This window comes from Erythrobacteraceae bacterium WH01K (assembly GCA_027941995.1).
In the GTDB taxonomy this organism is placed as follows: domain Bacteria; phylum Pseudomonadota; class Alphaproteobacteria; order Sphingomonadales; family Sphingomonadaceae; genus CAJXSN01.
Genome location: CP115966.1, coordinates 1,404,957 through 1,431,016, shown reverse-complemented (window position 1 = coordinate 1,431,016; position 26,060 = coordinate 1,404,957). Strand labels below are relative to the sequence as shown.

The following is a 26,060-nucleotide window of genomic DNA, read 5'->3' as shown; positions in this document are numbered from 1 at the left end:
CTTCGCTCGCTCCCGGGCCCGGTTTTATCCGCGGAAGGCGAAATCGCGGACCTTTTCCCACGGTCCCCCGCGATATTGGAACAGTTCCAGCCCGCGAAAGGCGAAGGCGCGTTCCTCCACCCTGCCCGCCAGCTGCGCCTGCAGCGCCTTTGCCTCTTTCGACGTTACCTTGTTCTGGATCGTCACGTGCAGCCGGGGCCGGTGCTGGTCCTGTTTCGTCAGCATTCCGTGGAACCGCTCCGCGATCTCGTCCCGCAGAGCCAGCATGGCCGGACTTTCCAGTTTCAGCGCGGTCCCGCCGCCCAGCGACATGATACCGAGCAGCCGCGCAGGGACGGGCGCGGTCTGCGCTGCAACCCGTGACAGCACCTCTGCGATCTCGTCGCCGCATTGCGGGGGCAGCGCGTGGAACAGGGTGACATGCGCTTCGAGATAATTGCGCTCCGGCGGGAAATGCTCGGTCCGCAGGGCGGTGGCCCAGCTGTGAAGGTGGGGCGGGAGCCGGGCGGTCAGGATGAAGGGATCGGTGTCCGCCAAGTCTGTGGTATCGTCGCCTGCGGGCGTTCCGCTCACATCTCGCCCCGCTCGCGGCGAAGGGCATACCATTCCTCGACATTGGCGTTATGTTCGGCCAGCGTCCTGGCGAATTTGTGGCCGCCCGTCCCGTCGGCAACCATGTATACCGCGTCCGTTTCCGCCGGGTCCAGCACGGCCGCGATGGCCTCGCGCCCGGGATTGGTAATCGGACCTTCGGGCAGACCGGTGCGGGTGTAGGTGTTGTATCCGTTGATCGCGGCGATTTCCGACTGGCGGATGCGGCGGCCCAGCGGCTTGCCCTTCGTGATGGGATAGATGATCGTGGGATCGGCCTGCAGCAGCATCCCGGTCTTCACGCGGTTGGAATAGAGGCCTGCCACCATCCGCCGTTCCCGCGCGACGCCTGTCTCCTTCTCGACGATGCTGGCAAGCGTGACCGCTTCCTCGATCGTGTCGACGGCGATGTCGGATGTGCGCTTGGGCCAGGCTTCGGCCAGGTAATTGCGCATCGCGGCCTGCATCCGGGCAAGGACAGCGGTGCGATCCTCCCCGCGTTCGAAGCTGTACGTGTCGGGCAGGACGCTGCCTTCGACCGGGACCGGTATCTCGCCCGTCAGCAAGGGCTCTGCCATCAGGATTTCGTGCACGACGATGGACGGCGTGCCTTCGGGAATGGTGACGAAGCGGTTGATCGTCTCGCCATGCTGGAACGTATCGAGCATGGCCGAAGCGGTTGCGCCTTCGGGCACGAGGAACTCGCCCGCCTTTACCGGATCGCCGCTGCCGAGGATCTTGGCGCGCAGCAGGAAACCGTCGGAAGAACCGATCAGGCCTTCTTCCTCCAGCTTGCCCGCGACAGATGTCAGCGTTGCGCCGGAAGGCACGATGAAGCTCGTCTCCTCCTCGACCTGGCTGCCGACCCACCAACCGCTGCCCAGCCATGCGATGCCGGCCAGCGCGACCAACGCGGCAATCGCAAGCAGGCCCTTCACGCCTTTCATCGGGTCAGTCGGCCTTCCGCATGACGAGCGAGGCATTGGTGCCGCCGAAGCCGAAGCTGTTGTTCAGCACGGCGCGAACCTCGCGCTCCTTCGCCTTCAGCGGGACCAGGTCGACGCCCTCCGTCCCTTCGTCGGGGTTGTGCAGGTTCAGCGTCGGGGGAACAATGCCATCGCGCATGGCGAGCAGGCAGAAGATCGCCTCCACAGCGCCCGCACCGCCCAGCAAGTGGCCGATGGAGGACTTGGTGCTGCTCATGCTGGCACCGCCCAAATCGTCGCCCAGCACGCGCTTTACCGCGGCCAGTTCGATCGTGTCGGCCATGGTGCTGGTGCCGTGGGCGTTGACGTAGTCGATCTCGCTGCCGTCCATGCCGGCCTTGCGCAGTGCCATTTCCATCGCCAGCTGCGCGCCGAGGCCATCGGGATGCGGAGCGGTGACGTGATAGGCATCGCCCGACAGGCCATAGCCCACGACTTCGCCGTAAATGGTCGCACCGCGAGCTTTGGCGCGCTCGTATTCCTCGAGCACGACGACGCCCGCGCCTTCGCCCATGACGAAGCCGTCGCGGTCCTTGTCATAGGGGCGACTGGCCTCTGCCGGGCGGTCGTTCATGCTCATGTTGAGCGCGCGTGCCTGGGCGAAGCCTGCAATGCCCAGCGGGTTGACGGTGCTTTCCGCGCCGCCAGCCAGCATCACGTCGGCATCGTCGTCGCGGATCATGCGCGCGGCATCGCCGATGGAATGCGCGCCGGTCGAGCAGGCCGTCACGACCGCGTGGTTCGGCCCCATGAAGCCGTGCTGGATCTGCACCTGTCCGGTGACCAGATTGATCAGGCGCCCGTGGACGAAGTGCGGCGAGACGCGTCCCGGCCCGCGTTCGTGCAGGACAATCGATTCCTTCTCGATCCCCGGCAGGCCGCCAATGCCGGACCCGATGGAGCAGCCCGTACGGCGCTTTTCTTCCTCGCTCATGTCGGTCAGGCCGGCATCTTCCAGCGCCTGTCCGGCGGCATCGATGCCGTAGACGATAAAGGGATCGACCTGCCGCTGGATCTTATGGTCGACGCGCTTGTTCGGGTCGAAGCCCCAGGGATGGCCCGCCGGCTTTACCTCGCAGGCGATCTTGCACTTCTGGTCGGCCGGATCGAAGCGGGTGATGGGGCCAGCCCCGCTCTCGCCCGCGATCAGGTTCTTCCAGGTGGTATCCACGTCCCCGCCCAGCGGGGTGACAAGGCCAAGTCCGGTAACGACGACACGCCGCATCACATATTCTCCGTCAAACAAACCGTCGCACGTGCGGGCTCTTCAAAAACACGGCAGGCCCGGCCCGCTTCCGGGTCGAGCCTGACGCAACCCTCGCTTCGTGGCGCGGGGTAAGGGATATGGGGCCGTCTACCGGGGCAGGCGGCCGCCAGATCAGCCCTTGTGCTCTTCGATGTACTTCGTGGCATCGCCCACGGTGGTGATCTTCTCGGCTGCGTCGTCGGGGATTTCCACGCCGAATTCTTCTTCGAAAGCCATCACCAGTTCGACGATGTCGAGGCTGTCGGCGCCAAGATCGTCGATGAAGCTTGCTTCCTGCGTGACCTTGTCGGCTTCGACACCGAGGTGCTCGACAACGATCTTCTGGACGCGTTCGGGGGTATCACTCATGAAATCAGACCCTCTCTTTGGGGAGTTAATCGGTTAGCTGTCGCCCTAATGAACGCGGCAGGGCTGCGCAAGTGCCCGTTGCGCCCCGCCCCCTGCCCTCGATCGCCGACGCATCCCGCGCCGGAGCGATAGCTGCGCCAGGCCGTCCGCAAATTGCGCCAGTCGGAGTGAACGTCCGGGACCCGGATGGCCTTCTGCGCATTGGTAGATTGTTGAGAGAATACAGGAGACTACCAATGAGCAGCACGACTTTCAAAAGCCTCGTCGACACCACCTTCGATTCGGTCGAAGGCTACCGCAAGGCGGCAGAGAAGGCCGACAGCGCCCAGCTGAAACAGGCACTGGGACAGCGCGGCCAGCAGCGCGAACAGACCCTCGCCAACATGAATGCACAATTGCAGCAGCAGGGCGAGGAACTGGTGACCAAGGCCACGATGACCGGCGAAGCGCACCAGATGTGGGCCAGCATCACCGATATGTTCGAAAGCGGCGACGAAGCTGCGGCGGAACGTGTCGAGGAAGGCGAGGACTACCTCAAGGGCAAGTTCGAAAGCGCGCTGGAAAGCGACGATCTCGAACCGGCCGAGCGCCAGGTGGTGCAGAAGTGCTTTAACGAGGTGTGCGAAGGCGAAAGGTTTGGCGACATGATCGAGAAGCAACACGACTGATCGCTCGATCGCCTAGACAGTAAAAAGGGCGCGGAAGGATCCGCGCCCTTTTCGTATCAGGTTTCTTTGTTGCCGTCCGGCGACTGGTCGCGTTCGGTGGCATTGGAATTCATGTCGATTTTTTCGGCCTTGGAAGCCTCTTCCATCGCCTCGCGCGCCTTGGGGGCCAACTGGATGTGCACGTCGCGCAACTGGTTCGGAGCGACTACGCTCGGCGCGCCCATCATGAGGTCCTGCGCCTTCTGGTTGAGCGGGAAGGCAATCACTTCACGGATATTGGGCTCGTCCGCCAACAGCATGACGATACGGTCGATGCCGGGGGCAGAACCACCATGCGGAGGCGCGCCCAGCTTGAAAGCCTCGATCATGCCGGAGAAGTTCGCGTCGACTTCCTCCTGCGAATACCCGGCGATCTCGAACGCCTTGTACATGATTTCCGGCTTGTGGTTCCGGATCGCGCCCGAGGACAATTCATAGCCGTTGCAGACGATGTCGTACTGCCATGCGAGGATGTCGAGCGGGTCCTTCGTTTCCAGCGCTTCCATCTCGCCCTGCGGCATGGAGAACGGGTTGTGGCTGAAATCGACCTTCTTCTGCTCCTCGTCATATTCGAACATCGGGAAATCGACGATCCAGCAAAACTTGAAGCAGCCTTCCTCGATCAGGCCGAGCTCTTCGGCAACGCGGGTGCGCGCGGCCCCTGCCAGCTTGGCGGCGTCCTTTTCCTTGCCGGCTGCGAAGAACAGCCCGTCACCAGGTCTACCTCCGCACCGCCAAAGTATTTCAGCTTGCTGACGCAATGTGAGATGCTTGGCGATCGGTCCCTTGAGAAATGCAACACCTTCGTCAGGCTTTTTGTCAAAGATGCGCTCGATCTCGTCTTGTGTGCCAGCCGGACAATCGTCAGCAATCTTCACCTGTCCGTTCTCGACGCGAATATACTTCATCATTTGCGGGTCAGGTGCAGGCGGATTTGCATAGCCGAGCCCGCCGTAGCCTTGAGACTTTGCCCAAGCATCCTGATCGGTAAAGAATTTTCGGCTCTTCTCTTTCACGTTCGGGGCCAGGATTCCTCGAACCACGCCTCCTGACGAAACGATGCTATCAAATAGATTGAAACCGGAGTTACCAAAGAAGTCGCTAACATCTGCAATCTCAATCGGATTGCGCAAGTCCGGCTTGTCGCTGCCGTATTTCAGCATCGCTTCGGCATAGGGGATGCGCGGGAACTCGCCGGCGGGCGTCACGCTCTTGCCGTCCGCGAATTCCTCGAACACGCCGGCCAGCACCGGCTCGATCGCCTGGAAGACGTCTTCCTGCGTCACGAAGCTCATCTCGAAATCGAGTTGGTAGAATTCGGGGCTGCGGTCGGCGCGCAGGTCTTCGTCGCGGAAGCACGGCGCGATCTGGAAATAGCGATCGAAACCGGCGACCATCAGCAGCTGCTTGAACATCTGCGGGGCCTGTGGAAGCGCGTAGAACGTGCCGGGATGCAGGCGGCTGGGCACGATGTAGTCGCGCGCGCCCTCCGGGCTGGACGCGGCCAGGATCGGCGTCTGGTATTCGAAGAAACCCTGGTCCTGCATCCGGCGGCGCAGCGAGGAGATTACCTGGCTGCGCAGGACGATGTTGTCGTGCACACGCTCGCGCCGCAGGTCGACGAAGCGGTATTTCAGGCGGATGTCCTCGGGATAATCCTCGGCCGAGTTCACAATCAGCGGCAATTCTTCCGCGCGGCTCTGGATTTCCACGGAGCGGGCGAAAACCTCGATCTCGCCGGTCGGCAGGTTCGGGTTCACCGCCGCATCGTCGCGCGCCTTCACCTCGCCATCGATGGTGATGACGCTTTCCAGTTTCAGCCGGTCGAGGATGGGCAGCGCCTCGCTGTCCTCGTCCGCCACGATCTGCGTGATGCCGTAGTGATCGCGCAGGTCGACGAACAGGACGCCGCCGTGATCGCGCTTGTTATGCACCCAGCCCGACAGGCGGACGGTGTCGCCGACATTCGCTTTTGTCAGCTGGGCGCAATTGTGGGAACGATAGGCGTGCATGGTTTACCGGCTTCCATTCTCTCGGGATAAGGCTAGTGGCGCTGCGAGTGCGCATGGAACGGCCGTAGCATAACGCCGTCCCGGACGCGCGCGCTAACAGGCGATGCGTGCCGGTTTGTCAAGATTACCCTGGCATATCGGCACTCTCGCGAGGGCGGTACTCCGCCCATGTGAAAGAAAAGAAAGACGTATGAAAATCCACGACCTGATTACCACCACCGACCGACTGGCAGACCTGTGCGACCGCCTCGGCGAAGGCGAATTCGTGTGCGTCGACACCGAATTCATGCGCGAGAACACCTACTGGCCGGAACTGTGCCTGGTCCAGATCGGCAACGAGGAAGAGGCCGCCGCCATCGACCCGCTGGCCGACGGTATCGACCTGGCTCCGCTGTGGGACCTGCTGACCGATAACGAGGACGTGCTGAAAATCTTCCACGCCGGGGGACAGGATGTGGAGATCGTCTACAATTTCACCGGCAAGACGCCCCACCCCATCTTCGACACGCAGATCGCGATGATGGCGATCAGCCAGTCGGAACAGATCGGATATGCGAACCTCGTCGAAAGTTGGCTGGGCAAGACGATCGACAAGGGCGCGCGCTTCACCGACTGGAGCCGCCGCCCCCTGACCGACCGGCAGATCGAATATGCCATCGGCGACGTGACCTACCTGGCGCAGATCTTCCCGATGATCCTGAAGAAGCTGATCAAGACCGGGCGAGGCGGCTGGCTGAATGCGGAAATGGAAAAGCTCGCCGATCCGGCCAATTACGAGAATGACGAGAGCGTCGCCTGGCGCCGGATCAAGTCGCAGGGCCGCAATCCGCAGGTGCTGGGTCGCCTGAAGGCGCTGGCCGCATGGCGCGAGGGCGAGGCGAAGCACAAGAACCTCCCGCGCGGACGCATCATGCGTGACGAGACGCTGGCCGATGTCGCCGCGCATCCGCCCAAGAAACAGGCCGACCTGGCAAAGGTGCGGGGCCTGTCGAATGCGTGGAAGGACAACGATATCGGCAAGCGCCTGATGAAGGTGCTGGAAAATGCCGAGCCGATGCCGAAGTCGGAACTGCCCGAAAAACAGAAGCGCGGCGCCCCGCTGGGCAAGGAAGGCGCACTGGTCGCCGACCTCCTCAAGCTGCTGCTGAAGATCCGCAGCCGGGAAATCGACATCGCCTCGCGCCTGCTCACGAAATCGAACGAGATGGAGGCGCTGGCGGCGGGTGTTCGCGACCTGCCGATCCTGGAAGGTTGGCGATACGAAGTGTTCGGTAAGGACGCGCTGGCTCTGGTCGAGGGCAAGACCGCCTTCGCCGTTCGCAAGGGCAAGCTGCACATGACCGATGTCGACGCGATGGCGGGCGACATGGCCGAAAGCGCTGCCGACGATGCAGCGCCCCAGGCAGCCGGATAACGTCCAGGGTGAGCACCTACCTTCCCACCATCAAGCAGCTGCAATATCTGGTCGCGCTGCACGAACACGGGCATTTCGGCCGCGCGGCGGAGGCGAGCTTCGTTTCGCAATCGACGCTGTCGGCCGGCATCCGCGAACTGGAATCGCTGCTGGATACGGTGCTGGTCGAACGCACGCGCCGGGTCGTGCGGTTCACGCCGCTGGGCAACCAGGTGGTGGAAAAGGCGCATCGCCTGCTGCGCGAGGCGGAGGAATTGTCCGACCTTGTGCAGGCCGCGGGCAAGCCCCTTGCCGGAACACTGCGGATGAGCGTGATCCCCACGATCGCGCCGTTCCTGCTGCCCAAGATCCTGCCGCGCCTGCGGACCGAGCGCCCGGAACTCAACCTGTTCCTGCGCGAGGAAACCAGTGCGGATGCGGTGGAATCGCTGCAGCACGGACGCGTCGACTGCGTGCTGCTGGCCCTGCCCTTCCCGATCGGCGACAGCGAGAGCGAGATCATTGCAGAAGACCGCCTGCTGATCGCGATGCCGAAAGACGATCCGCGCGACCCGCCGGACACGATCCGCCCCTCTGCCATCGACGAAGGCCGCTTGCTGATGCTGGAAGACGGGCATTGCCTGCGCGACCATGCGCTGGCGGCCTGCAACCGCCCCGGGCTGAAAGGCAATGCGGCCATGATCGGCACCAGCCTGCATACGCTGGTCCAGATGGTCGACAACGGGCTCGGCTGGACGATGTTGCCGCAGATGGCGCTCGATGCCGGGATCCTCGAGGGGACCGATGTCGTCGCCCGGCCGCTGACGACAAGTAACGACACGCGCGACATCGCGCTCATCTGGCGCAAGAACAGTCCGCGGGCGGAGGAATTCCACCTGCTGGCAGAAGAACTGCGCGCCGGATAGAAATCTCTCGTTTTATTATCCGGTTTTCCTGATTCACGAAATATTCGCAAATCCGGAATAGCAGTACTCCCTATGGCCCCGGGATTTTAATGGCCGTGTCGCGAAGGAACCACGAATGCGCTCTTACAACCGCCTGTCCATGGACAAGGAAATCGCGTGCCGCGTGGATGGCGAACGCCGCTACGTGACGCTCTACAACCTCTCCAGCGGCGGCTGCATGATCGAATGTTTCGACCGGATCGAGGAAGGCAGCCGTGTCGATCTCGACATCAGCGACACGGTTCCGATGACGGGACATGTCGTCTGGCGGATCGAGAAGAACGCCGGGATCAAGTTCGACGTACCGCTGCACACCGCTGCCGTCGAAGCGCTCGGCTATGCACTGGCAGGGGAAGATTTCGACCAGCACGACCCGCGCGACCGCTTCGGCATCCCGCTGGTCGGCAATCTGCACCGGGCCGCAGGGACGATGCGCTGACGCGAACCGTCCGCGCCTCGCTCAATCCATGTGCTTGAGGCCGACGCGCAGGTAATCCCAGCCCGTCACCAGCGTCAGGATGGCTGCCCCCCACAGCGCGGCGAGCCCCGTCAGGTGCACCCACTGATATTCCGGCACCGCGCCCCCTGCTATCAAAGCGCCCAGCGCCAGCAATTGCAGCGTCGTTTTCCACTTCGCCAGCCGCGTGACCGGCACGGAGACCTGCAGCCCGGCGAGAAATTCGCGCAGGCCCGACACCGCGATCTCCCGCACCAGAATGATCAGCCCCGCAATGACGTGGAAATCCCCGACGACCGGGCCGCGCAGGAACCCCTGCGCCGTCAGCACCAGTATGACGGCGGCGACCATGATCTTGTCCGCGATCGGATCGAGGAAAATGCCCAGTTTCGATACCGCGCCCTGCGCCCGTGCGAGATAGCCGTCGAGATAATCGGTCAGCGCGATGATGCCGTACAGCACGAACCCCATCGCATAGCCCGCCGTCCAGCCCGGCCACCACAGCAGGAAAGCTAGCAGCGGCACGGCGAAGATGCGCGACAGGGTGAGTAAGTTGGGAAGGGTCAGCATGGCGTATCGAGCTCCCCTAGCCCAACGGGCGGCTGCGCAAAAGAACCTGTTCGCCCTTGTCCGCACCCCGCTTGCAGCTAGAAGAAGCGCTACCTGGGTATGCGGCAAGAAATTCCGCGCCCGCGATCGGGGACATTTCTTGACGACTGCCAAACTTCTGGGCCGCCGCCGGTTCCTGCCGCTCTTCGTCACGCAGCTTTTCAATGCGTTCAACGACAACCTGTACAAGACCGCGATGGTCCTGTTCGTGGTGTACCAGGTCTATAATTCCGAAGAGGCGGAAGGATTGTTCAGCGCGGTAGCGTCGGGCCTGTTCATCCTGCCTTTTTTCATCTTGTCGGCGCTGGCCGGGCAACTGGCCGACATGCGGGACAAGGCGCGCATCATCCGCATCGTGAAACTGTGCGAGATCGGCCTGATGCTGATCGGGGCGAGCGGCCTGTATCTGGCATGGCGCGGCTATGTCATGCCGGTCTCCATCCCGCTGGGTTTCATGACGATCGACACCAGCTTCCCCATCATCCTGATGCTGTTCGCCCTGTTCCTGACCGGCGTGCAGTCGACATTCCTGGGGCCGATCAAATACGCGATCCTGCCGCAGCACTTGCGCAAGGAAGAAGTGCTCGCCGGGACGGGTCTGGTCGAGGCAGGGACCTATGTCGCGATTCTCGCCGGGACGATCCTGGCCGGATGGATCCCGGTCGAATACGCTGCGGCCGGCATAATCGGGGTGTCCATCCTGGGGTACATCTCCGCGCGGCAAGTTCCCGCCGCCCCGCCGTTGGGCGCGGTCGAGAAACTGGACTGGCACATCCTGCGCGCCTCCGCCCGCCTGATCCGCAAGACGATGGACGACAGGCAGGTCTATTACGCCATCATCGCCATCAGCTTCTTCTGGACCATCGGGGCAGTGCTGTTCATCCAGTTCCCGCCTCTGGCGAAGAACGTCATCATGGCGAGCAAGGAAGTCGCCAGCGTGTTTCTGGTGGTTTTTTCCGTAGGCGTTGCCATCGGTTCGGTCGCGGTGAACAAATTGCTGAAAGGCACGGTGTCCGCCCGTTTTGCGCCTGCATCCGTACTGGTCATGGCGCTGTTCGTGGTGGCGTTCTACGTCGTGTGCAAGCTGTGGCAGGCGGACCAGCCGACGCAATTGCTGGACGTGGCGGCCTTCATCTCGTGGCCCATGGCCACCGTTCTGCTGCTCTGCCTGCTGGGGATTTCCATCGCGGGCGGGATGTTCGTGGTGCCGCTCTACGCCTTCCTGACGACGCGCGTTTCGACCGACCAGGCGGCGCGAACGATCGCGGCGAACAACATCGTCAATTCCGGCGCGATGGTGGGCGGTTCGCTGCTCGCCATGGGACTGACCGCGGCAGGCGTCCCGATTGCCGAGCAGGTCCTGCTGAGCGCGGCCATGTGCCTGGTGTCCGCCTGGCTTGGGATGCGCCTCCACCGTGCGGAATAGGCAGACGTCCCCATCCCGCACCTGGGTTTCCCGCAGCCACGCGCTCCTGCTTCAGGCGATGAAGACCAGCATGAAGGCCAGAGCCGCGAAATAGGTGCTGGCAAACCCGCGAATGTCGTCGCGCGTGGGAATGAATTTCGATCGCAACTGGACCGGCGGCGCATCCACCAGCGCGTGCGGGGGAAGCATGGCCCGGAACGGGTGGCGGGCGGATTCGTCGGTCAGGACGAGAAAGCGTCTGCTGCGTGTCATCATGGAGGGGTTAACGTTTTGCTAACCATTCCGCTCCCCCGCCATCGCCGGTGTCGCATGGCGGGACATTAACCCTGTGCCTTCACCTGCCGCGGGAGGTTTTCCACCGCCGTGACGGGCCGTATACGATTGCCGCCATGGGTCGCCGCGGCTAGTCAGCGGACATGAGAGAAACGACGACGCCCGATGCCGCCCGCCTGCTGGTCGACTGCCTGAAGGAACAGGGGTGCGACCGCATCTTCACCGTACCCGGTGAAAGCTTCCTGCAAGTGCTGGACGGACTGGAAGGGCAGAGCGGGATCGATGTGGTCACTTGCCGGCAGGAGGGCGGCGTTGCCTTCATGGCCTGCGCCGACGGGGCCATGAACGCCGCCGGGTCCGGCAGACCGGGCGTCGCCTTCGTGACGCGCGGTCCGGGGGCGACCAATGCCAGCATCGGCGTTCATGTCGCACACCAGGATTCGCAGCCGATGATCCTGTTCGTCGGCGATGTCGCACGCGATATGCGCGAACGCGAGGGGTTCCAGGAAATCGATTTCCCCGCATTCTTCGGACCCGTCTGCAAATGGGCGGCGCGCATCGACAGCGCCGACCGCATTCCCGAATTCGTCGCCCGCGCCTACTCGGTTGCCATGTCCGGTCGGCCCGGCCCGGTCGTCCTCGCTTTGCCGGAAGACATGCTGTCCGATACCACGCAGGCTGCACCGCGCCCCGCCGTCTCCCGCCCCGCACAGGCCCCCTGCCCCGATGCCATGCAGGCGCTGATGGCGATGATCGGCGACGCTGCCAGCCCGGTCGCCATCATTGGCGGCGCTGGCTGGAACGCCAAGGCCCGGGAGCATTTCCAGCTCTTTGCAGAGCGTGTCGGCCTGCCGGTCGCCACCGCGTTTCGCCGGCAGGATGCGATCAGTCCCGCCTCCCGCGTTTATGCCGGCAGCCTGGGCTACGGTCCCAATCCCAAACTGGTGGAGCGGGTGAAGAACGCCGACCTGGTCATCGCGGTCGGTGCGCGGCTGGGAGAAGCGACCACCGACGGATACACCGTGCTGACGCCCGATCATCCGGGCCAGCAGCTGGTCCACGTCCACCCCGATCCGGAGGAACTGGGCCGCGTCTATCGCGCCGATCTCGCCATCTGTGCCGACATGGCCGAATTCGCGGAAAGCGCCGCGTTATGGGACGATGGCGACGTGCTGGATTTCGATGCCGGGGCAGCCGCACATGCGGAATGGCAGGAATGGGCGACGGCAACGCCTGCCGCCGAAGACACGGACAGCCCCTTCCCGCTCGACCTGCCGACCTGTGTCACCTTCATGCGCGACACGCTGCCCGCCGATACGATCGTGTGCAACGGTGCGGGCAATTTCGCCGGGTGGTGGCACCGATACTGGCGCTATGCCGGATTTCCGTCCCAGCTGGCTCCCACTTGCGGGGCGATGGGATACGGGGTTCCAGCCGCGGTCGCAGCGTCGCTGCGCTACCCTGATCGCACCGTGGTGGCCGTTGCAGGCGACGGCGATTTCCTGATGAACGGGCAGGAATTGGCAACCGCCGCGCAGCATGACGCAAACCTGATCGTCGTCGTGGTCGATAATGGCGCATACGGCACGATCCGCATGCACCAGGAGCGCGAATTTCCCGGCCGGGTTTCCGCGACCCGCCTCGCCAATCCCGATTTTGCAGCCTTTGCCGCATCGTTCGGCGGCTGGAGCGCGCGGGCAGAAACCACGCAGCAATTCCGCGACGCGCTGGTTGCGGCAGAGGGTCGCAGCGGCATTCGCCTGATCCACTGCGTGATCGATGTCGAACAGCTTGCCGCCAGCGGGGCGACGGTCAGCGGACTGCGCGGCGCCTGAGGCCGGGGGACAAGAGCCCCCCGCACCGTTAGCACATGGATCGGCTCAGACGCCGGCCATGCTCATGATGACGGACCACTCGTCTTCCTTGATTTCCGCCACCGACAGCCGCGAAAGGCGCACCAGCTCGCAATCCGCAAGCTGGGGTTCAGCCTTGATCTGTTTCAGGCTGACGGGATGTGGCAGCTTCGTCTTGGGCACGACCTTCACCGCTGCCCATTTGCCGGTTTCGTCCGTCGGATCGGTGATCCCCGCCACGCTGACCTCGCAGATTCCGACGATCTCCAGCCCTTCGCGCGAATGGTAGAAGAACGCCTGGTCGCCCACTTCCATTGCGGCAAGGTTGTTCTTCGCGCGGTGGTTGCGCACGCCGTCCCACGTGCCTTCCTTCTCTGCGACGAGATCGTCCCAGCTGTACTTGAAGGGTTCGGATTTCATCAGCCAGTAACGGGCCATTGCGGTCCTCTCGCGGGTTCGGTTTGGTTGCGGGATATGTCGGCCCCTGCAATGCGGAGGCCCCGGCCAAAGGTCAAACGCGAAAATTAACACGAATTTCAGCATAGTGCCCTAGCGCACGGGTCATGAGACACGAGTATGCTCACATGGTGGATGAGTACACGACCGACCGCGATACCGAAGCAAGGCAGCGCCGGCCGTTCCTGAGCGCGGCGAAGCGCGATTTCGTGCCGCTGGGAATTGCGGCGGCGGCCGTCATCATGTTCGTCGGTACCGGCGGCCAGCTGATGATGTATGTATCCCGGCAGATCGCTGGCATGCCCACGCGGCCGATCGACCCTCTGACCGTGTCGACCCTGCTGCTCAATATCGCTCTCATCATCTTCATCATGCGGCGTCACCGCGACCTGACACGCGAGGTCGCGGAGCGGCGCAAGGCCGAGCGCCGGGCCCGCGAACTGGCGGACATCGATCCGCTGACGGGCTGCCTCAACCGCCGCAGCATCGCGCCCGCCACCGACCAGCTGGCAGGGCTGGCCAACCGCAATGGTCGCAGCGTGGCCTTCGTCATGATCGACCTCGACAATTTCAAGCAGGTCAACGACATACACGGGCACCTGGCAGGCGACCTCGTCCTGCGCGAGGCGGCCGACCGGATCCGGACCCTTCTGCCGGCGGAGGCGCTGCTCGCCCGGCTGGGCGGCGACGAATTTGCCATCGTGGTCTCCTATGACCGCATGGTCCCGAACCGGATCGACCAGCTGGTGACGCGCATCATCGAAAGCATCGCGGAACCCTTCGCCCTGCCTAATGGCGAGACGGAGATTACCATGTCGGTCGGCATCGCTTCCGACCGCGACGAATCCACGAAGGCGCAATCGCCGCACGACGCGCAGGCTCTGATCCACAAGGCCGATATCGCGATGTACGAGGCGAAGAAGCGCGGCAAGAACCGCTTCTTCTGGTTCGAGGCGCCGATGGAGAACGAGCTGCGTTTCCGCAGCGAACTGGAACGCGGCATCCGCGAAGGCATCGGCCGCGGCGAATTCGTTCCCTATTACGAACAGCAGATCGATCTCGCGACCGGCGAGATTTCCGGTTTCGAGATGCTGGCGCGCTGGAAATCGCCGGAACATGGCCTTGTCAGCCCCGAGGTTTTCATCCCCATTGCCGAGGATATCGGCGTTATCGCGGCCTTGTCGGAATCGCTGATCGAGCAGGCATTCGAGGATGCGCGCGAATGGGATTCGCAGCTGACGCTGTCGATCAACATCTCGCCCGTCCAGCTGCGCGATCCGTGGTTCTCGCAGAAAATACTCAAGCTGCTGATGGAAAGCGGTTTCCCCCCGTCGCGGCTCGATATCGAGGTTACGGAAAGCTGCCTGCACGAAAATATCGGTGTCGTCCGCTCGATGATCACCAGCCTCAAGAATCAGGGCGTGCGGATCAGTCTGGACGATTTCGGGACCGGATATTCCAGCCTGGCGCAGCTCCGCTCGCTTCCCTTCGACCGGATCAAGATCGATCGCAGCTTCGTGTCCGACGTCGCCGAAAACGGCAGCAGCACGAAAATCGTCGCTGCGATCGCCACGCTGGGCGAAGGGCTGGACATGCCGATCGTGGCCGAGGGGATCGAGAGCGAGGAAATTCTCAGCGCCCTGCAATCCATCGGCATCAGGACGGGCCAGGGCTTCCTGTTCGGCTATCCCGAACCCGCCGCGTCCGTAGAACGCAGGCTGCTCGCGCTCAGCCGCACCGGCCCTGCCCCTGCCCGATCGCAGACCGGTGACGCAGCGCAGCAGCGCCCATCCCTCGCCGGATAGTCCCGCACGGCCTTTACCTTGCGCGCCCCCGCCCATAGATGCAGGGCCGCTATGCGCATCGCTTTCACCAAGATGCACGGGCTCGGCAACGACTTCGTGATGCTCGACGCGCAGGAAACCGCGCTGCCCGGCATGACGCCCGCCATCGCCAGCGCCCTTGCCGACCGGAATACCGGTATCGGCTGCGACCAGCTCATCCTGCTGGAGCCTTCGGGGAACGCCGCATCGCAAGCCGATTTCCGGATGCGCATCTTCAATCATGACGGCAGCGAGGTGGAGGCCTGCGGCAATGCATCGCGCGCGGTCGCCCTGCTTCACGGCAGGCCTGCCCGGGTCGAGACCGCGAACACCGTGATCGAAGTCGTGCCGTCCGATGGCGGCGCCAGCGTCGACATGGGCATACCGCGCTTCGGGTGGGACGCAATTCCGCTGGCCTATCCGGTCGATACCGCCTCCATGCCGACCGCGTGGGAAGACCTGGCGAACCCGGCCGCCGTCAATGTCGGCAACCCGCACGCCATCTTCTTCGTCGAGGACGTGGACGGCGTGGACCTTGCCCGGCTGGGTCCGGTGATCGAGCAGGACGAGCTTTTCCCCGAACGCGTCAACGTCAATGTCGCCAGCGTGGTGGGCGAGAACGCGCTGAAACTGCGCGTCTGGGAACGCGGCGCGGGGCTGACCCGTGCGTGTGGCACAGGCGCCTGCGCCACGGCGGTTGCGGCAGCCAGGCGCGGCCTGACGGGCCGGAGCAGCACGGTCGAACTGCCCGGCGGCACATTGCAGATCGAATGGCGCGAGGATGACCGGATCATCATGACCGGGCCTGCGCAGGAATCCTTCCGCGGCAGTTTCGAATGGGACGATTTCGCGTGACTGCGCCTACCGAACCCGCCTTGAAAAAACCGGCCGAGGTCATCTCGCTCGGTTGCCGCCTCAACATCTCCGAAAGCGAGCGGATCGCTGCCATGCTGGCGGGCGAGGACGTGGTCGTCATCAATAGCTGCGCCGTCACCAGCGAGGCCGTGCGCCAGACCCGGCAGGCCATCCGCCGCGCCCGCCGCGCTAATCCGGACGCCCGCCTGCTGGTCACCGGATGCGCCGCCGATATCGAGCGCGAGGAACTGGCCTCCATGCCGGAAGTCGACGGCCTGGTCGCCAACACGGCCAAGCTGGACCCGCGCAGCTGGAACGCGCCGATCAAGGCTGCGCCGGTCGTCCCGGCCCGCACCCGCGCCTTCATCGGCGTCCAGAACGGTTGCGATCACGCCTGCACGTTCTGCGTCATCCCGCAGGGCCGCGGGACCAGCCGCTCGCTCAGCGTGGACGAGGTGCTGCTCGTAGTCGAACGCCATCTGGAACAGGGCGCACCCGAAGTGGTGCTGACGGGCGTGGACCTCACCTCATGGGGCCAGGACCTGCCCGGCAGCCCCGGCCTCGGCGTGCTGGTCGATCGGGTCCTGCGCGCCTTCCCCGCCTTGCCGCGCCTGCGCCTGTCTTCCGTCGACGGGATCGAGATCGATCCCCTCCTGTTCGACCTGATCACGGGCGAGGCGCGCGTGATGCCGCATCTCCATTTGTCGCTGCAGCATGGCCACGACCTGATCCTGAAACGCATGAAACGCCGCCACAGCCGCGCCGATGCCGTGGACCTCGTGACGCGGCTGAATGCAGCGCGGCCCGCCATCTCCATCGGGGCGGACCTCATCGCCGGCTTCCCGACCGAGAGCGAGGCGCATCATGCGGCCAACCTCTCCATCATCGAAGAGCTCGGCATCGTGCACGGCCACATCTTCCCCTATTCGCCCCGCCCGGGCACGCCGGCAGCGCGGATGCCGCAGCTGAACCGCGCCGTCATAAAGCAGCGCGCCGCCGACTTGCGCGCCGAGACGTCCCGCGTGCGGCAGGACTGGCTGGAGAGCCTGATAGGCAGCCCGCAGGAAGTCCTCGCCGAACGCGACGGCACGGGCTACGGCCCGTCCTTCGCGCGGGTCGACCTGCCCGCTGGAACGGCGGCCGGGCAGATCCTGACCATCACACCGACGACACTCGAAAAGGGCCTTCTCCTGTGAGCGAGACGAGCTGGACCGACCGCCTGCTGGGCGGTTTCCGCAAGACTTCGGAACGGCTGGGAGACAACCTCTCCGCTGCCACCGCCATAACGCCCAGTTCCAGGCTGGACGAGGCGACGCTGGACGAGGTGGAGGACGCGCTGATCGTCTCCGATCTCGGCCCGTCCGCCGCCGCCCGCATCAAGGACAAGCTGCGCGAGCGGCGTTTCGGCCTCGAGATTACCGAGCGCGAGCTGAAGGAAGCGGTGGCAGAGGAAATTGCCGCCATCCTGCGCCCCGTGGCAAAACCGCTGGAAATCACCGCCTTCCCCCGCCCGCAGGTCATCCTGGTGATCGGGGTCAACGGATCGGGCAAGACCACCACCATCGCCAAGCTGGCGCACTGGCTGACGGAGGACGATTACAGCGTCATGCTGGCGGCGGGCGATACCTTCCGCGCAGCTGCCATCGGCCAGCTGGCCACATGGGCGGACCGCGTGGGCGTGCCGATCATACGCGGCCCCGAAGGCGGCGATCCGGCCAGCATCGTGTTCGACGGCGTGAAACAGGCGACCGAAACCGGCATCGACGCGCTGGTGGTCGACACCGCCGGCCGGCTGCAGAACAAGCGCGAACTGATGGACGAGCTGGCGAAGATCCGAAAGGTCCTCGGCCGTCTCAATCCCGAAGCGCCGCACGACGTTCTGCTGGTGCTGGATGCGACCAATGGCCAGAACGCATTGTCGCAGATCGACGTTTTCAAGGAAGTGGCAGGCGTGACCGGCCTCATCATGACCAAGCTGGACGGAACGGCGCGCGGCGGCGTGCTGGTCGCGGCGGCAGAACAATACGGCCTGCCGATCCACGCCATCGGTGTTGGCGAGACGATCGACGACCTGCGCCCCTTCGACCCGGACCTGGTAGCGCGCGTGATTGCAGGGGTGGCCTGATGCGCGATACAGAGAACGTGAAGAAGCCGGGTTCCGGCTGGCTGAGCATCGTGACCGATTACGGGCCGCTGCTGCTGTTTTTCCTGACCTATCGCTATTTCGCGCCGGAAGAGCCGGAGCCGGTGGCCGAAGTCGGCGCGGTCATACGCGGCACGCTGGTGTTCATGGCTGCATCGCTGGTGGCGCTGGGTGTATCCAAATGGCGGCTGGGCCGCGTGTCCCCGATGCTGTGGTTCTCGACCGCGCTGATCGTCGGGTTCGGTGCGCTGACCGTGTTTTTCGGCGACCCGCTGTTCGTGCAGCTGAAGCCGACAATCATTTACCTCGCCTTCGGCGTCGCCCTTCTGGTCGGCGCATGGCGCAGCAAGGCGCTGCTGAAGATCCTGCTGGAAGCGGCGTTCGAAGGACTGACCGACGAAGGCTGGCTGAAACTGAGCCGGAACTGGGGCGTGTTCTTCCTCGCTCTGGCCGGGCTCAACGAATTCCTGCGCTGGTATCTCGATTTCGGCGGATGGCTGGCGGCGAAGCTGTGGGTGTTCCTGCCGCTGACCTTCCTGTTCACCTTCACCCAGATCCCGATGCTGCTGAAGCACGGCCTCGACCCGGACGCGACGGATGAGGTGATAGAGGAAGACCCGCCCACCGGCGGATAAAGGCTGTCCTACAGGGAAGCGGGTCTGGTAGCAGGCTGTCCCCGCTCTTTCCCAGCCTGAATACCGGTGATCCGCCAGACGCCAGCGCTTGCCTCGGCGCAGACGGTTTTTTCGCGCCCGTCCCGAGAGAAGTGTCAACTTCGATTCCCGGCGCAAACATCTGACCTGAATTGGAACAACCCGGCAGCGACGATCAAGCCACTGTCAACTTCGTCAACCGATTCCAACCCGTTGCGCCGAACCGGGAAGCGTCAGATTCGCACCTGGCTGCCCAATTCCACCACGCGGTTGGTCGGCAGGTTGAAGAATTCCATCGCCGTCGCCGAATTGCGCAGCATCCAGGCAAAGATCTTCTCGCGCCAGATCGGCATGGCGGGATTGTCGCTCGGCAGCAGGGTCTGGCGACTGAGGAAGAAGCTGGTTTGCATCATGTCGAACTCGCCCCCGCATTGCTGCATCGTCTTCAGCCCCGTGGGAACGTCGGTCGCCTCCATGAAGCCGTAATGCAGCACGGACCGGAAGAACCCGTCGCCCAGATCGTGATACTCGCAGCGTTTCGCGGGATCGACGTACGGGATGTCGGCAATCTGCACGGTCAGGATGACCACCCGCTCGTGCAGCACCTTGTTGTGCTTGATATTGTGCAGCAGCGCAGAGGGAACGCCCGCCGTGCTCGATGCCATGAAGATGGCCGTGCCGGGAACGCGGGTGGCGGAATTCTTCGCGCTCTTTGCGAAGATCTCGATCGGCAGCGCAACCTCGGTCATCCGCTCGCGCATAATGTTGCGGCCCCGCGCCCAGGTCGTGAGCAACGTGAAGGCCACCACACCGACGATCAGCGGGAACCAGCCGCCATCGGGTATTTTCACGAGGTTCGCCGCGAAATAGGCGCCGTCCACGATCAGGAACAGCAACACGACCGGGAGCGCATACCACCACTTCCATTTCCATACGCCCACGAACAGCACGCCCATCAGGAGGGTGTCGATCGTGACAGCGCCCGTCACGGCGATGCCGTATGCACTGGCGAGGCTGGACGAGTTCTGGAACGTCAGCACCAGGATGATGACGGCCACCATCAGCGCCCAGTTGACGACGGGAATGTAGATCTGTCCCGCCTCGGTCTCGCTCGTATGGCGGATCGAGAGGCGCGGGATGAAGCCCAGCTGCATTGCCTGGTGCGTGATACTGAACGCGCCGCTGATCACGGCCTGGCTGGCAATGAAGGTTGCCACCGTCGCCAGAATCACCAGCGGCAGACGCCATTCCTCGCTCGCCAGCAGGAAGAAGGGGTTGCGCACGACTTCGGCGGCGGCCTCGGGCGGCAGGCCCGCAATCATCGCGCCCTGCCCGAAATAATTGAGCAGCAGGCACGGCATGACGAAGCCGAACCAGCTCAAGCGCATCGGACCGCGGCCGAAATGCCCCATGTCGGAATAGAGCGCCTCCGACCCCGTCACCGCCAGCACCACCGCGCCCAGCGCGAGGAAGGCGACCACGCCATCGGTCACGAAGAACTGCACCGCGTAATAGGGGTTCAGCGCCCACAGGATGTCGGGGTTCTGGACAATCTGGTTGAGGCCAAGGCCCGCAATGGTGATGAAATAGACGATCATCACGGGGGCGAACAGCGCGCCCACCTTGGCCGTGCCGCGGCGTTGCAGCATGAACAGGAAAATCAGCAGGACCAGCGCGATGGGAATGACGAAGCGCTCCAGCCCCTCGTCCACCACGGTCAGGCCCTCCACCGCCGAAAGGACGGAAATGGCGGGCGTAATCATGCTGTCGCCATAGAACAGGCTGGTCGCAAAAACGCCGAGCAGCACGACCAGCCAGCCATAGGACGACTTGCCGATATGGCGGCTGAGCAGTGCGACGAGGGCCAGACTGCCGCCCTGCCCCTTGTTGTCGGCTCGCATCAGGATGGTGACGTACTGGATCGCGACGACCAGCAGCATCGACCAGAAGATCAGGCTGACCACGCCCAGCACGTGCAGGCGATCGATGGCGATATTGGCCGTGCCCGCAAAGGTCTCGCGGAAGGCGTAGAGCGGACTGGTGCCGATATCGCCGAAGACGATGCCGATCGCGCCGACGGCCAGCGCGCCTTTCTTGGCGCTATGCCCGCCGACTGCCCCGCCGGGGGGTGCGCGATCGATTGCTGTTGGTACGCTGTCGCTCATGCGTCGGGGACATCCTGTTGCTGACCCGTTCGTGCATCTGCTGGCGGGGCTTTCATGGCGGCGCCGTGGGCAGAGCAAGGCGCGCGGGTAGCAGCGCGATTGCCGCAGTGCAACACAGGGGAGCGTCCTACGACCCGGAAGCGGACGCCATGACAGCCATCAACTCGTCGAGCGAAGCGATGCGACTGGCAAGGTAATCCCGTCCCTCGGCACGGTCCGATGCCGATGCCAGAGCCTTTGCCCAGATTTCCCTCGCTTCCGGGAAGCGGCCGCTGCGCACTTCGGGCAGGCCTGCGAAATATCCCGTCGCGGGGTTGCCAGGCAGCGCATCGCGGGCCCGCTGGTAAGCGTAAAGCGCCGCAGGCGTGCCCCGCCCGCCGGAATATTCGACCAGCGCCACGCCGAGCGCCAGCCACGCCTCGCCGTCATCGGGGTTTTCCGCCACGGCGTTCCGGTAGAATCCGCTCGCCGTCTCGTAGTCTCCCCGCCGCGCATAGGTGTCGCCGGTCAGGACGAAACGCGAAGGCAGGTGCGATGCGTCGAAAAACTCTGCCCGGGCGTTGATCAGGTCGGGATTGGCGCGGGTGGCCGTATCCGATGCCGCGCGGGGTGACGACAGGTAACCGGGCGAGCCCTGCCAGGCGTAACCCGCCAGTCCGAAAACCAGCGTCGCGGCAAACAGCGTCCAGAAGCTGCGCGCGCCGCGCAGGAGCAGCGCCCCCACAAGGAACGCGGCCACGGCAAGGAAGACGACGCCGAACCAGCTCACGATCCACGCCTCGTCCGACGCACGAAAAGCGCGATTCCGCCCAGCAGGATCAGCAACGGGATGGCGTAGAGCGGCCAGGTCCCCCCATCCGCCGGCGGGGCATAGCTGATATAGTCTCCGTAACGCTCTACCAGCCAGCCGCGGATTTCCTCCGGCGTTTCCCCTGCCATCATCCGGCTGCGGACAAGATGCCGCATATCGGCCGCCATCGCTGCATCGCTATCCGCGATCGACTGGGACTGGCAGGTGAGGCAACGCAGGCTCTCCATCAGGTCGCGTGCCTCTGCCTCCATCACGGGATCCGGCAATTGGGTGTCGGCCATGGAAGCCGCCTGCCGCTCCTGCGCCGCCACCGGTGCGAAGCCCAGGCCGGAAACGGCGGCAGCCAGCAGGAGGAGGACGCCCCGCATCATTCGCCGGCCTCGCGCAGCCGCTCCAGCAGGTCTGCGACATCGCCTTCACGGATGTCCCCGATATGCTGGTGTCGGATGATACCGTCTCCATCGACGACGAAGGTTTCTGGCACACCGCTCGACCCGATACCCAGCTGGACGGTCGAACGCTCGTCGATCGCAATCCTGGTATAGGGGTCGCCATGTTTGCTCAGAAACGCCGCGATATCCTCCGGCGTATCGCGGATCGCGATGCCGATGACCGGTGCGCCCGCTTCCTTCAGTGCCTCGAGCTGCGGCGCCTCGGCGATGCACGGCAGGCACCACGTGGCCCATATGTTGAGCAGTTTGGGCGTACCATCGGTGAAATCAGCCTGTGTAACCGCAGGCCCGTCCGCCCTGCCGGAGGGAAGTTCGAAGCCAGGCAAGGGTCTCCCGACCATGCGGCTGGGCACGTCGTCCGTCTTCGGCTGCGACAATTGATACGCGGCCAGCCCCGCGAAGAGTGCGAAGAGCGCGAGCGGAATGAAGAAGGCGAGGCGCTTCATGCGATGCTCTCCCTTTTTGCCATGTCTTCCCGGTGCCGCTGCCGCCGGGACCGCAATATGTGACCCACGGCGGAAACGATGCCCCCCAGCGCGATCAGCAGCGCGCCCAGCCAGATCAGGGTCACGAACGGCTTCCACCAAAGGCGAAGCTGCCAGCGCCCCTCGCCCGCCGCCTGCCCCAGCACGGCGTACAGCTGTCCGTTCCAGCGATTGAGTAGCGCGCTCTCCGTCGTCGTCTGGTCAGGCTGGAGGAAGGTGCGGGATTGCGGGCGGAGCAGGACGGGCATCCCGCCATCGCTGGCCGAAAGGCGCGCTTCCAGCGCCGTCCAGTTCGGCCCGGCAACCGGCTCCACGCCTTCCAGCGTAACGCGATAAGGCCCGATGTCCGCGCTTTCGCCCGCCCGGACAGCCGCCAGTGTCTCGCGCGAAAACCCGCTCTCGCTCGTCATTCCGAAAAGCATGACGGCAACGCCGAAATGGGCAACGACCATGCCCCATGTCGCCAGCGGCACGAGACGCAGCCGCCGCCCGTAGAGCGGCATGACGCTGGCCATGGCCAGCACCGCAGCGAAAGCCAGCCCGACCAGCGAAAGGAAACCCGCATCGCTGGTCAACGCACCGGCGACCACAACAGCGGCTCCTGCCAGTGCCATGAAGATCGCAGGCTTCCAGATCCGTGCTGCATGGTCGCTGCGCCATCGCAGGAGCGGCCCGACCGTCATCACCGCAAACATTGGAAGCGCGAAGACCGCGCCGACCGGATTGAAATATGGCGGGCCGATCGAGACACGATCGCCCAGTGCTTCGGCCAGCAGGGGATAGAGGGTGCCGAGCAGCACGACCCCCAGGATCGCGCTCAGCATGATGTTATTGAAGACCAGCGCGCTTTCCCGGCTTGCCACCGCGAATTTCTTCCCTTCGGAGATCGCACCGGCGCGCCAGGCGAACAGCGCCAGCGCTCCGCCGATATAGATGGCGAGAAGCACGAGAATGAAGGCGCCGCGCTCCGGATCGACCGCAAATGTGTGAACGCTGGTCAGCACTCCCGAGCGAACGAGGAAGGTGCCAAGCATCGACATCGAGAATGCGACGACGCCCAGCATGACCGTCCACGTTCGCAGCGCATCGCGCGCTGCCAGGACGCTGACCGAATGAAGCAGCGCCGTCGCTGCCAGCCACGGCATCAGCGAGGCGTTTTCCACCGGATCCCAGAACCACCAGCCGCCCCAGCCCAGTTCGTAATAGGCCCACCAGCTTCCAGCGGCGATACCGAGGGTCAGGAATATCCATGCCCCCAGGACCCAAGGGCGCATGGCGCGCGCGAAGTCGGGGGTCACCTGCCGGGTCAGCAAGGCCCCGACCACGAAACTGAAAGCCACCGACAGGCCGACATAGCCGATATACAGGGTCGGCGGATGGAAGGCGAGGCCGGCATCCTGCAGCAGCGGGTTGAGGCCGACTCCTTGTGCGGCAGGCGTATCCAGCCTCGCAAAGGGATTGGAGCTTGCGATCAAGAACGCGTAAAACCCGGTCCCCACTCCGCCCTGCGCGGCCAGAACCGCCTGCATCGTCCGCTCCGGCAATCGGGTCTCCAAGGCGGCAATGGCCGCCCCGGAAAGGGCCATCACGGCGACCCAGAGCAGCATGGACCCCTCGTGATTGCCCCACGTCCCGGTCAGCTTGTACAGCATCGGCTTGTCGGAATGCGAATTGGTCGCGACAAGTTCGACGGACAGGTCGGTAATGGCGAACAACCACATCAGGCAGGCGAAGGCGGTTACGGCGAGCAATCCCTGGACGATGGCTGCCGGGCGGGTGATGAGGCCCATCTCCGCACCCTGCCGGCGGAGTGCCAGAGCGCCCGCGATGAATTGCAGCAGGCATAGCGCCGCGGCCATCCACAAGGCGGCAAGGCCGATTTCTGCCGTCACCGGGTCGGCGCCCCTGCCTGCTGCGTTTCCGCGACGACCTGCCGCGCCTGATGCTCGGTCATTTCCTGCAATTCGCGAGGAACGTAGTTCTCGTCATGCTTTGCGAGCAGACTGTCGGCCATGAAAGCGCTCGGCCCCATGCGTCCCTCTGCCACCACGCCCGATCCTTCGACGAAGAGGTCGGGCACGATGCCGGTATAGCGGACGGGAACCAGCGCCTGCCCGTCACCGACGGTGAAGCGGATGCTGATGCCGTCGCCAAGCTGCTCGATCGACCCGTCCTGCACCATGCCACCAAGGCGAACCATGCGGTCGCCGGACGGCGGCTCGGCCACGATCTGGCTCGGCGTGTAGAAATAGTTTGCCTCGCTCCTGAGGCCCCATATGGCGAGCAAGGCCGCGCCGATCAGCACGGCGACCGCGATGACCACCAGGACCAGTCGCTGGTGCTTTGCCTTGAGAGCGCTCATTTGCGGCGGCTTTCCTCGCGCCGTGTCTCGGCACGGCGCATGGAGAGAACGCTCCACAGGACGAGAAGCACGATGGCCGCGATCCCGACGCCATAGGACGCCAGGACGAAGTCCCACTGGTCCAGTCCCTCGCGCATCAGCTCGCCTCCATCGCCTTGCGGCGGAGACGCGCCTCGGCCTGCATGTCGGCCAGTAGCGCGCGCATCCGGGCGAGCACCACGCCACCGAACAGGAGCGAATAACCGAGCACCGCGACAAGGAGCGGCCAGAGATATTCAGGCGCAATGGCGCTCTTCCCCACAGTCAGGCTCGGTGGCTGGTGAAGGGAATTCCACCAGACCACGCTGCGGTTGATGATCGGGATGTTTACCGCGCCGACCAGCCCGAAGATCGCGGGAATGCGGTCCGACACGCCTTCGCGGGCACTGGCCTGAGCCAGGGCGATATACCCGAAATAGAGGAACAGCAGGACCAGCATCGACGTCAGGCGTCCGTCCCAGACCCACCAGGTGCCCCAGGTCGGGCGTCCCCAAATCGATCCCGTCGCGAGGCAGACCGCGGTGAAGATCATACCGGGCACGGCCGCCGCGCGCGCGGCAATGGCTGCGAGGGGATGACGCCAGATCAGCAGCGCTGCACTGGCCAGCGCGATCATCGTCCAGCCGCCCATTCCCAGCCATGCGGTGGGGACGTGAATGAACAGGATGCGAACGGTCTCGCCCATCAGCCTGTCGGGGCTGACCTGCGTCAGGCCCCACCATGACGACAGCGCCACCAGCACGCCGCCCGCGCCCAGCAGCACCGGCGTCAGCCAGCGGGCCAGCGAAAGAAAGCGGCGGGGATTGGCGAAACCGTGCATTGAGTTGCTTTCGCGCCGAATAGGGGTGGCGTGCTGTATGGTTCCTTACAGACTGTCTGCGCGCCCGCAAACACCGTCGAAAGAACAGGCGCAGACAGCGGACCGCCCG

The 26,060-nt window shown here is 64.4% G+C and carries 27 protein-coding genes; 11 read left to right on the top strand and 16 right to left on the bottom strand.

Annotated elements, in window-relative coordinates:
• Positions 1–24 precede the first annotated feature (24 nt).
• From PF049_07110 to PF049_07095, 4 genes are all read right to left on the bottom strand, one after another.
• Positions 25–573, bottom strand: a complete 549-nt coding sequence (locus PF049_07110; protein WBY15391.1) for a 2'-5' RNA ligase family protein — start codon at positions 571–573, stop codon at positions 25–27.
• On the bottom strand, positions 570–1,538 hold the full coding sequence (gene mltG / locus PF049_07105) for an endolytic transglycosylase MltG (GenBank protein WBY15390.1): 969 nt from the start codon (positions 1,536–1,538) through the stop codon (positions 570–572). Before mltG ends, PF049_07110 begins: the two co-directional genes overlap by 4 nt.
• Before the next feature lie 4 nt (positions 1,539–1,542).
• Complete coding sequence (fabF, locus tag PF049_07100; GenBank protein ID WBY15389.1) at positions 1,543–2,802, bottom strand: beta-ketoacyl-ACP synthase II; 1,260 nt, start codon at positions 2,800–2,802, stop codon at positions 1,543–1,545.
• Between the two features lie 153 nt (positions 2,803–2,955).
• Entirely contained in the window at positions 2,956–3,192 is a 237-nt protein-coding gene (locus PF049_07095; GenBank protein WBY15388.1) for an acyl carrier protein, read from the bottom strand.
• A 236-nt stretch (positions 3,193–3,428) separates the two neighbouring features.
• Here PF049_07095 and PF049_07090 point away from each other — a divergent pair, with 236 nt between their 5' ends.
• The gene (locus PF049_07090) at positions 3,429–3,860 is read left to right on the top strand and encodes a PA2169 family four-helix-bundle protein (GenBank protein WBY15387.1); all 432 of its coding nucleotides are present in this window, start codon (positions 3,429–3,431) and stop codon (positions 3,858–3,860) included.
• Between the two features lie 56 nt (positions 3,861–3,916).
• Here the strand turns inward: PF049_07090 and aspS are convergent, their stop codons facing one another.
• Entirely contained in the window at positions 3,917–5,911 is a 1,995-nt protein-coding gene (aspS, locus tag PF049_07085; protein WBY15386.1) for an aspartate--tRNA ligase, read from the bottom strand.
• Positions 5,912–6,101: 190 nt separating this feature from the next.
• Here aspS and rnd point away from each other — a divergent pair, with 190 nt between their 5' ends.
• From rnd to PF049_07070, 3 genes are all read left to right on the top strand, one after another.
• Positions 6,102–7,325 (top strand): ribonuclease D, encoded by a 1,224-nt coding sequence (gene rnd, locus PF049_07080; GenBank protein ID WBY15385.1) that lies wholly within the window; start codon positions 6,102–6,104, stop codon positions 7,323–7,325.
• Between the two features lie 8 nt (positions 7,326–7,333).
• Positions 7,334–8,230, top strand: coding sequence for a LysR substrate-binding domain-containing protein (locus PF049_07075; protein ID WBY15384.1), 897 nt, complete (start codon positions 7,334–7,336; stop codon positions 8,228–8,230).
• Positions 8,231–8,345: 115 nt separating this feature from the next.
• Positions 8,346–8,708: a PilZ domain-containing protein gene (locus PF049_07070; protein ID WBY15383.1), complete on the top strand. Its 363-nt coding sequence runs from the start codon at positions 8,346–8,348 to the stop codon at positions 8,706–8,708.
• A gap of 21 nt (positions 8,709–8,729) precedes the next feature.
• Here the strand turns inward: PF049_07070 and pgsA are convergent, their stop codons facing one another.
• The gene (gene pgsA, locus PF049_07065) at positions 8,730–9,296 is read right to left on the bottom strand and encodes a CDP-diacylglycerol--glycerol-3-phosphate 3-phosphatidyltransferase (GenBank protein ID WBY15382.1); all 567 of its coding nucleotides are present in this window, start codon (positions 9,294–9,296) and stop codon (positions 8,730–8,732) included.
• Between the two features lie 139 nt (positions 9,297–9,435).
• Here pgsA and PF049_07060 point away from each other — a divergent pair, with 139 nt between their 5' ends.
• Entirely contained in the window at positions 9,436–10,761 is a 1,326-nt protein-coding gene (locus PF049_07060; protein ID WBY15381.1) for an MFS transporter, read from the top strand.
• A 51-nt stretch (positions 10,762–10,812) separates the two neighbouring features.
• Here PF049_07060 and PF049_07055 read toward each other — a convergent pair whose 3' ends face one another.
• Positions 10,813–11,016 carry a hypothetical protein gene (locus PF049_07055; GenBank protein ID WBY15380.1) on the bottom strand — a complete coding sequence of 68 codons (204 nt, stop codon included), beginning with the start codon at positions 11,014–11,016 and terminating at the stop codon, positions 10,813–10,815.
• Positions 11,017–11,177: 161 nt separating this feature from the next.
• Between PF049_07055 and PF049_07050 the strand changes: the two genes are divergently transcribed.
• A complete protein-coding gene (locus PF049_07050) occupies positions 11,178–12,869 on the top strand; it encodes a thiamine pyrophosphate-binding protein (protein WBY15379.1) in 1,692 nt (563 codons plus the stop codon).
• Positions 12,870–12,914: 45 nt separating this feature from the next.
• Here the strand turns inward: PF049_07050 and PF049_07045 are convergent, their stop codons facing one another.
• A complete protein-coding gene (locus PF049_07045) occupies positions 12,915–13,325 on the bottom strand; it encodes an EVE domain-containing protein (protein WBY15378.1) in 411 nt (136 codons plus the stop codon).
• A gap of 125 nt (positions 13,326–13,450) precedes the next feature.
• Between PF049_07045 and PF049_07040 the strand changes: the two genes are divergently transcribed.
• Genes PF049_07040 through PF049_07020 form a run of 5 tightly spaced genes read left to right on the top strand, consistent with a single transcriptional unit; the run spans position 13,451 to position 18,799 of the window.
• Complete coding sequence (locus PF049_07040) at positions 13,451–15,148, top strand: EAL domain-containing protein (protein ID WBY15377.1); 1,698 nt, start codon at positions 13,451–13,453, stop codon at positions 15,146–15,148.
• Between the two features lie 51 nt (positions 15,149–15,199).
• Positions 15,200–16,021: a diaminopimelate epimerase gene (gene dapF / locus PF049_07035; protein ID WBY15376.1), complete on the top strand. Its 822-nt coding sequence runs from the start codon at positions 15,200–15,202 to the stop codon at positions 16,019–16,021.
• Entirely contained in the window at positions 16,018–17,217 is a 1,200-nt protein-coding gene (locus tag PF049_07030) for a MiaB/RimO family radical SAM methylthiotransferase (GenBank protein WBY15375.1), read from the top strand. The genes dapF and PF049_07030 overlap by 4 nt, the downstream gene beginning before the upstream one ends.
• Entirely contained in the window at positions 17,214–18,146 is a 933-nt protein-coding gene (ftsY, locus tag PF049_07025) for a signal recognition particle-docking protein FtsY (protein ID WBY15374.1), read from the top strand. The genes PF049_07030 and ftsY overlap by 4 nt, the downstream gene beginning before the upstream one ends.
• Positions 18,146–18,799 (top strand): septation protein IspZ, encoded by a 654-nt coding sequence (locus PF049_07020; protein WBY15373.1) that lies wholly within the window; start codon positions 18,146–18,148, stop codon positions 18,797–18,799. The genes ftsY and PF049_07020 overlap by 1 nt, the downstream gene beginning before the upstream one ends.
• Before the next feature lie 251 nt (positions 18,800–19,050).
• Here the strand turns inward: PF049_07020 and PF049_07015 are convergent, their stop codons facing one another.
• The 8 genes from PF049_07015 to ccmC form a co-directional block, all read right to left on the bottom strand.
• Complete coding sequence (locus tag PF049_07015) at positions 19,051–20,982, bottom strand: potassium transporter Kup (protein ID WBY15372.1); 1,932 nt, start codon at positions 20,980–20,982, stop codon at positions 19,051–19,053.
• Between the two features lie 127 nt (positions 20,983–21,109).
• Positions 21,110–21,751 carry a tetratricopeptide repeat protein gene (locus PF049_07010; protein WBY15371.1) on the bottom strand — a complete coding sequence of 214 codons (642 nt, stop codon included), beginning with the start codon at positions 21,749–21,751 and terminating at the stop codon, positions 21,110–21,112.
• Entirely contained in the window at positions 21,748–22,161 is a 414-nt protein-coding gene (locus PF049_07005) for a cytochrome c-type biogenesis protein CcmH (protein WBY17873.1), read from the bottom strand. The genes PF049_07010 and PF049_07005 overlap by 4 nt, the downstream gene beginning before the upstream one ends.
• On the bottom strand, positions 22,161–22,691 hold the full coding sequence (locus PF049_07000) for a DsbE family thiol:disulfide interchange protein (GenBank protein ID WBY15370.1): 531 nt from the start codon (positions 22,689–22,691) through the stop codon (positions 22,161–22,163). The genes PF049_07005 and PF049_07000 overlap by 1 nt, the downstream gene beginning before the upstream one ends.
• Positions 22,688–24,622, bottom strand: coding sequence for a heme lyase CcmF/NrfE family subunit (locus PF049_06995; GenBank protein ID WBY15369.1), 1,935 nt, complete (start codon positions 24,620–24,622; stop codon positions 22,688–22,690). Before PF049_06995 ends, PF049_07000 begins: the two co-directional genes overlap by 4 nt.
• Positions 24,619–25,092 carry a cytochrome c maturation protein CcmE gene (gene ccmE, locus PF049_06990; GenBank protein WBY15368.1) on the bottom strand — a complete coding sequence of 158 codons (474 nt, stop codon included), beginning with the start codon at positions 25,090–25,092 and terminating at the stop codon, positions 24,619–24,621. Before ccmE ends, PF049_06995 begins: the two co-directional genes overlap by 4 nt.
• The gene (locus PF049_06985; protein ID WBY15367.1) at positions 25,089–25,229 is read right to left on the bottom strand and encodes a heme exporter protein CcmD; all 141 of its coding nucleotides are present in this window, start codon (positions 25,227–25,229) and stop codon (positions 25,089–25,091) included. The genes ccmE and PF049_06985 overlap by 4 nt, the downstream gene beginning before the upstream one ends.
• Complete coding sequence (gene ccmC, locus PF049_06980) at positions 25,229–25,951, bottom strand: heme ABC transporter permease CcmC (protein ID WBY15366.1); 723 nt, start codon at positions 25,949–25,951, stop codon at positions 25,229–25,231. The genes PF049_06985 and ccmC overlap by 1 nt, the downstream gene beginning before the upstream one ends.
• Positions 25,952–26,060 lie beyond the last annotated feature (109 nt).

Coding starts and splice junctions, on each gene's coding strand:
- mltG (WBY15390.1), bottom strand. CDS start 1,538: ATGAAAGGCGTGAAGGGCCTGCTTGCGATTGCCGCGTTGGTCGCGCTG.
- aspS (WBY15386.1), bottom strand. CDS start 5,911: ATGCACGCCTATCGTTCCCACAATTGCGCCCAGCTGACAAAAGCGAAT.
- PF049_07045 (WBY15378.1), bottom strand. CDS start 13,325: ATGGCCCGTTACTGGCTGATGAAATCCGAACCCTTCAAGTACAGCTGG.
- PF049_07055 (WBY15380.1), bottom strand. CDS start 11,016: ATGATGACACGCAGCAGACGCTTTCTCGTCCTGACCGACGAATCCGCC.
- PF049_07050 (WBY15379.1), top strand. CDS start 11,178: ATGAGAGAAACGACGACGCCCGATGCCGCCCGCCTGCTGGTCGACTGC.
- PF049_07015 (WBY15372.1), bottom strand. CDS start 20,982: ATGAGCGACAGCGTACCAACAGCAATCGATCGCGCACCCCCCGGCGGG.
- PF049_06985 (WBY15367.1), bottom strand. CDS start 25,229: ATGCGCGAGGGACTGGACCAGTGGGACTTCGTCCTGGCGTCCTATGGC.
- PF049_07070 (WBY15383.1), top strand. CDS start 8,346: ATGCGCTCTTACAACCGCCTGTCCATGGACAAGGAAATCGCGTGCCGC.
- ccmC (WBY15366.1), bottom strand. CDS start 25,951: ATGCACGGTTTCGCCAATCCCCGCCGCTTTCTTTCGCTGGCCCGCTGG.
- PF049_07040 (WBY15377.1), top strand. CDS start 13,451: ATGAGACACGAGTATGCTCACATGGTGGATGAGTACACGACCGACCGC.
- PF049_07000 (WBY15370.1), bottom strand. CDS start 22,691: ATGAAGCGCCTCGCCTTCTTCATTCCGCTCGCGCTCTTCGCACTCTTC.
- PF049_07020 (WBY15373.1), top strand. CDS start 18,146: ATGCGCGATACAGAGAACGTGAAGAAGCCGGGTTCCGGCTGGCTGAGC.
- ccmE (WBY15368.1), bottom strand. CDS start 25,092: ATGAGCGCTCTCAAGGCAAAGCACCAGCGACTGGTCCTGGTGGTCATC.
- rnd (WBY15385.1), top strand. CDS start 6,102: ATGAAAATCCACGACCTGATTACCACCACCGACCGACTGGCAGACCTG.
- PF049_07005 (WBY17873.1), bottom strand. CDS start 22,161: ATGCGGGGCGTCCTCCTCCTGCTGGCTGCCGCCGTTTCCGGCCTGGGC.
- PF049_07095 (WBY15388.1), bottom strand. CDS start 3,192: ATGAGTGATACCCCCGAACGCGTCCAGAAGATCGTTGTCGAGCACCTC.
- pgsA (WBY15382.1), bottom strand. CDS start 9,296: ATGCTGACCCTTCCCAACTTACTCACCCTGTCGCGCATCTTCGCCGTG.
- PF049_07090 (WBY15387.1), top strand. CDS start 3,429: ATGAGCAGCACGACTTTCAAAAGCCTCGTCGACACCACCTTCGATTCG.
- dapF (WBY15376.1), top strand. CDS start 15,200: ATGCGCATCGCTTTCACCAAGATGCACGGGCTCGGCAACGACTTCGTG.
- fabF (WBY15389.1), bottom strand. CDS start 2,802: ATGCGGCGTGTCGTCGTTACCGGACTTGGCCTTGTCACCCCGCTGGGC.